The organism is Aeromonas finlandensis (assembly GCF_000764645.1).
GTDB classification, from domain to species: Bacteria; Pseudomonadota; Gammaproteobacteria; order Enterobacterales; family Aeromonadaceae; genus Aeromonas; species Aeromonas finlandensis.
Genome location: NZ_JRGK01000108.1, coordinates 1 through 4,070, shown reverse-complemented (window position 1 = coordinate 4,070; position 4,070 = coordinate 1). Strand labels below are relative to the sequence as shown.

General features: G+C 57.9%; 6 protein-coding genes. 5 read left to right on the top strand and 1 reads right to left on the bottom strand.

All coding sequences use genetic code 11. The features are described 5' to 3' along the window. Nucleotides 1–27 precede the first annotated feature (27 nt). Genes LD28_RS0110500 through pyrF form a run of 3 tightly spaced genes read left to right on the top strand, consistent with a single transcriptional unit; the run spans nucleotide 28 to nucleotide 2,208 of the window. Nucleotides 28–312, top strand: a complete 285-nt coding sequence (locus tag LD28_RS0110500; protein ID WP_033136916.1) for a LapA family protein — start codon at nucleotides 28–30, stop codon at nucleotides 310–312. A gap of 9 nt (nucleotides 313–321) precedes the next feature. Continuing rightward, nucleotides 322–1,488, top strand: coding sequence for a lipopolysaccharide assembly protein LapB (gene lapB / locus LD28_RS0110495; protein ID WP_033136915.1), 1,167 nt, complete (start codon nucleotides 322–324; stop codon nucleotides 1,486–1,488). Nucleotides 1,489–1,506: 18 nt separating this feature from the next. Then, nucleotides 1,507–2,208, top strand: a complete 702-nt coding sequence (gene pyrF, locus LD28_RS0110490; protein WP_033136914.1) for an orotidine-5'-phosphate decarboxylase — start codon at nucleotides 1,507–1,509, stop codon at nucleotides 2,206–2,208. Between the two features lie 9 nt (nucleotides 2,209–2,217). Here the strand turns inward: pyrF and rrtA are convergent, their stop codons facing one another. Continuing rightward, nucleotides 2,218–2,787, bottom strand: a complete 570-nt coding sequence (rrtA, locus tag LD28_RS0110485; protein ID WP_156120183.1) for a rhombosortase — start codon at nucleotides 2,785–2,787, stop codon at nucleotides 2,218–2,220. Here rrtA and LD28_RS0110480 point away from each other — a divergent pair. Together LD28_RS0110480 and queC are read left to right on the top strand one after the other, a co-directional pair. Continuing rightward, nucleotides 2,786–3,409 carry a tRNA-uridine aminocarboxypropyltransferase gene (locus LD28_RS0110480; RefSeq protein WP_033136913.1) on the top strand — a complete coding sequence of 208 codons (624 nt, stop codon included), beginning with the start codon at nucleotides 2,786–2,788 and terminating at the stop codon, nucleotides 3,407–3,409. The two genes, rrtA and LD28_RS0110480, sit on opposite strands and share 2 nt — an antisense overlap. A gap of 20 nt (nucleotides 3,410–3,429) precedes the next feature. Then, on the top strand, nucleotides 3,430–4,070 hold a 641-nt coding region (queC, locus tag LD28_RS0110475), incomplete at its 3' end, for a 7-cyano-7-deazaguanine synthase QueC (protein ID WP_033136912.1).

Sequence of the window (4,070 nt, the reverse complement as noted above, 5' to 3'; positions counted from 1 at the left end):
CTCATTAGATACTGACAGGGAGCTCTTATGAAGCGTATTTTGGCCCTCATTCCGCTGGTGCTGGTCTTTATTCTGACCTTGGCGCTGGGCTCACAAAATGGTCAGCTGGTTCAGTTCAATTATCTGATCGCTCAAGGTGAGTTCTCACTCGCCATGTTGTTGGGTTTCTTCTTTGCTGGCGGTTTTTTGCTGGGCTGGCTGGTATTCGGCCTGTTGTTCCTGCGCCTGAAAATGCAAAACCGCACCCTCAACCGCACCATGCGTCGTCAATCCCGCGAGTTGGAGCTGGCCCGGTCACCGGGTAAGGAATAATGTTCCTCAATGCTTGAACTGCTTTTCCTGCTGTTGCCCATCGCTGCCGGTTATGGCTGGTACATGGGGCGCAGGAGTGTTCGCCAGGACACCCAGAAACAGAGTAACCAGTTTTCCCGCCAGTATGTGGCGGGCCTCAACTATTTGCTGTCCGATGAATCCGACAAGGCGGTGGATCTCTTTATCCAGCTGCTTGAGGTGGACAGTGAAACCATCGAAACACACCTCTCTCTCGGCAACCTGTTTCGCCAACGGGGGGAGGTCGATCGTGCCATCAAGATCCACCAGAACCTGGTGACCCGCCAACTGACCCGGGAGCAGCGTCAGCTTGCCTTGCAGGAGTTGGCTCGCGACTTTTTGGCTGCCGGTTTGCTGGATCGGGCCGAAGCGCTCTGGAATGAGCTGTGTGACGACAGCGATTTCGAAGAGACGGCGCTGGCGCAGTTGCTGATCATTCATCAGCAACTGCGGGATTGGGACAAGGCCATCGATGTGGCGGTTCGTCTGCAAAAATACCAGGGCAAGAAGCTGGCAGACCCCATTTCCCATTTCTATTGCGAACAAGCCGAGATTGCGCTGCGCGAGGGCAATAAAGGGGAAGGGCTGACCAAGCTCAAACGGGCGCTCAGTATCAATCCGGCGTGTGCCCGGGCCAGTTTGCATCTTGCTGAGCTTGCCATGGCGGAAGGGGAGTATGAGCAGGCCAGCAAGGAGTTGCTGCGGGTGTTCGAGCAGGATATCGATTTTGCGTCCGAGGCGATGCCCAAATTGCTCGAGTGCTATCAGCAGTTGGGCCGCACGCCTGCGTTGATCCCGCTGCTTGAAAAGGCGGTAGAAGATCACGCCGGGGTCAGTGTGACCCTCGCCCTTGCCAAGCTGGTTGAAGAGCGTGACGGCCTGAGCCAGGCCCGTTCACTGGTGCTGCGTCAGCTGCGTCGTCATCCGTCGATGAAAGGCTTTTACCAGTTGGTGGGTTTTCAGCTGGCCAGTGCGGAGGAGGGGCCTGCCAAGGAGAGCCTCGAACTGCTGCAACAGCTGGTCGGCGAGCAGATCAAAATCAAGTCAACCCACAAGTGTCGGCAGTGCGGCTTTGCCACTCACTCGCTGTTTTGGCAGTGCCCGTCTTGTCGCCAGTGGGGTTCCATCAAGCCGATCCGTGGTCTGGACGGTGAATAACAAGCAATAGGATGTGAGATGCAAGATCCCAAAGTACTGGTAGCGCTGGATTATCAGCACGAGGCAGATGCCTTAGCGTTCGTTGAACGTATCTCTCCGGCCCAGTGCCGTCTCAAGGTAGGCAAGGAGATGTTTACCCTGTTTGGCCCGCAGTTTGTACGCCAGCTGGTGGCCAAGGGATTCGATGTCTTTCTGGATCTGAAGTTTCACGATATTCCCAATACCGTAGCCAAAGCCGTGGCAGCCAGTGCCGAGCTCGGTGTCTGGATGGTCAACGTGCATGCCAGTGGTGGTGAGCGGATGATGCGTGCCGCCAAAGAGGCTCTGCTGCCTTATGGCGACAAGGCGCCGCTGCTGATCGGGGTCACCGTGCTGACCAGCATGGAGCAGTCCGACATGATCCCCCTCGGTCTGGATGTGAGCCCCGCCGAGCAGGTGATCCGGTTGGCGACTTTGACCAAGGCATCCGGTCTGGATGGGGTTGTCTGCTCCGCCAACGAGGCCCATGAGCTGAAAGCCTTGCTGGGCGCAGATTTCAAGCTGGTGACCCCGGGCATTCGCCCGACCGGTTCAGCGGCGGGCGATCAGCGCCGGGTGATGACACCCAAAGCGGCGGTCGAGGCGGGCTCCGATTATTTGGTTATCGGTCGCCCTATTACGCAGGCTGCCGATCCGGCCGCCATGCTGGCCAGCATCAATGCCGAGCTGGCTGGTGCGTAACTGGCTCATTCAGTGAGACTTCAGTGATACAGGGTGCAGGCCAAGCAACAGGCCTGCACCTGCCCCGATAAGATGAGAGCCGATGTGTACCCTAGCATTGATCAGGGTTGAGATCGGGCTATCTCCTGCGTTGTAGAAGTCCATAGCAAGCTTGAGCCCTATCCCCGCCAGTAGCAGCCAGCCCGACGTACGGCGTCCGTGGCGGATATCCTGCATCGCCCCCCAGACAAACAGGCCATGCAGCGAGCCGGATAGCCCCATGTACCACTGGGTCTGCGGGCACCACCACCAGATCCCCAAGCCCACCGCCAGCCAGAGCAGCAACATCAGCAGCGGCAGGCGAGCCTGACCCAGGTAGTCGCGAAACAGGTTATAGAGGATGGCGAGGCCGCTCAGATTGAGCAGCAGGTGCCACAGATTGGTATGGGCCAGATTGCCTGTTATGATCCGCCACCCTTCGCCCTCGGCGATCAAGTGCCGATCGAAGGAGAGCTGAAGATTGGGAACGGTAAAGAAGAGTAGCAAGCTGGTGATAGAGAGCGTGATAACCCAGAGTAATCCAGATTTGTCTGACAACATGAAACAGTCCAACGACAAGAACAGTCGATACTGTACACGTTGCACTCGAGCCCTCAAAGCCTGCCTGTGCGATTATATTGTGCCGGTTGACAATCACACGCCCCTCTACATCTTGCAGCATCCCAACGAGGTGGCGCATCCCAAGGGCACGGCTGCGCTGCTGGCGGCCTCTTTGCAGCAGTGCGAGATCCATGTGGGGGAGGATTTTTCCCGTGATGAGTGGCTGAGCGGGCTGCTCGCAGAGGCTTCCCATCGCTGTTATCTACTCTGGCCGGATGAGGATGCCATTTCGCTGACAGATCTTCGCCAACAGTTGGAGAGTGACCCCTCTGACGCGGCGTCTGTTACGTTTATTTTGCTCGACGGTACCTGGCGCAAAGCCTATCGCATGTTACAGAGCAACCCGGCACTGGCCCGCTTGCCCCGCATCGGCATTGGCGCCATTGCCGGTCAATATGCCATTCGTAAGAAACCGTTTCCCGATGCCCTCTCTACCATAGAGGCGGGCTATCACCTGTTGTCCCGGTGGGAGGGCATGCCGGAGCGCTATGCGCCCTTGCTTACCCTGTTCAACCGGTTGAATACGCAGTGGCAGGACTTTGCCGAAGGCCGCCGCGCGTGATATTTCAAGGAGTTATCAAGATGAAAAAAGCAGTCGTGGTTTTCAGTGGTGGGCAGGACAGCACCACCTGTCTGGTGCAGGCATTGGCTCAGTATGATGAAGTGCACGCCATCACGTTTGACTATGGCCAGCGCCATCGGGAAGAGATCGATACCGCGCGCCGTCTGGGCAGTGCGCTGGGGATTGCCGCCCACAAGGTGATGGATGTGACGCTGCTCAATGAGCTGGCGGTCTCAGCTCTGACCCGCGATGACATTCCGGTCAGCTGCGAGTTGCAGGATAATGGCCTGCCCAACACCTTCGTGCCGGGCCGCAATATCCTGTTTCTGACCCTGGCCGCCATTTATGCCTATCAGGTTGGTGCCGAAGTGGTGATCACCGGCGTGTGCGAGACCGATTTCTCCGGCTATCCCGATTGTCGTGACGAGTTCGTCAAGGCGCTCAATCAGGCGATCTCCCTGGGGTTGGGTCGCGGCATCCGTTTTGACACTCCCTTGATGTGGCTCGACAAGGCTGAGACCTGGGCGCTGGCGGATCACTATGGTCACCTCGACACGGTGCGCCAGCAGACCCTGACCTGCTACAACGGCATTTCCGGTGACGGTTGTGGCACTTGCCCGGCTTGCGAGCTGCGTAGCCGCGGTCTGAACAACTATCTGGC

What these genes read in the sequence shown, in the direction of transcription:
- LD28_RS0110500 (WP_033136916.1), top strand. Translation starts at nt 28, where the DNA reads ATGAAGCGTATTTTGGCCCTCATTCCGCTGGTGCTGGTCTTTATTCTG.
- lapB (WP_033136915.1), top strand. Translation starts at nt 322, where the DNA reads ATGCTTGAACTGCTTTTCCTGCTGTTGCCCATCGCTGCCGGTTATGGC.
- pyrF (WP_033136914.1), top strand. Translation starts at nt 1,507, where the DNA reads ATGCAAGATCCCAAAGTACTGGTAGCGCTGGATTATCAGCACGAGGCA.
- LD28_RS0110480 (WP_033136913.1), top strand. Translation starts at nt 2,786, where the DNA reads ATGAAACAGTCCAACGACAAGAACAGTCGATACTGTACACGTTGCACT.
- rrtA (WP_156120183.1), bottom strand. Translation starts at nt 2,787, where the DNA reads ATGTTGTCAGACAAATCTGGATTACTCTGGGTTATCACGCTCTCTATC.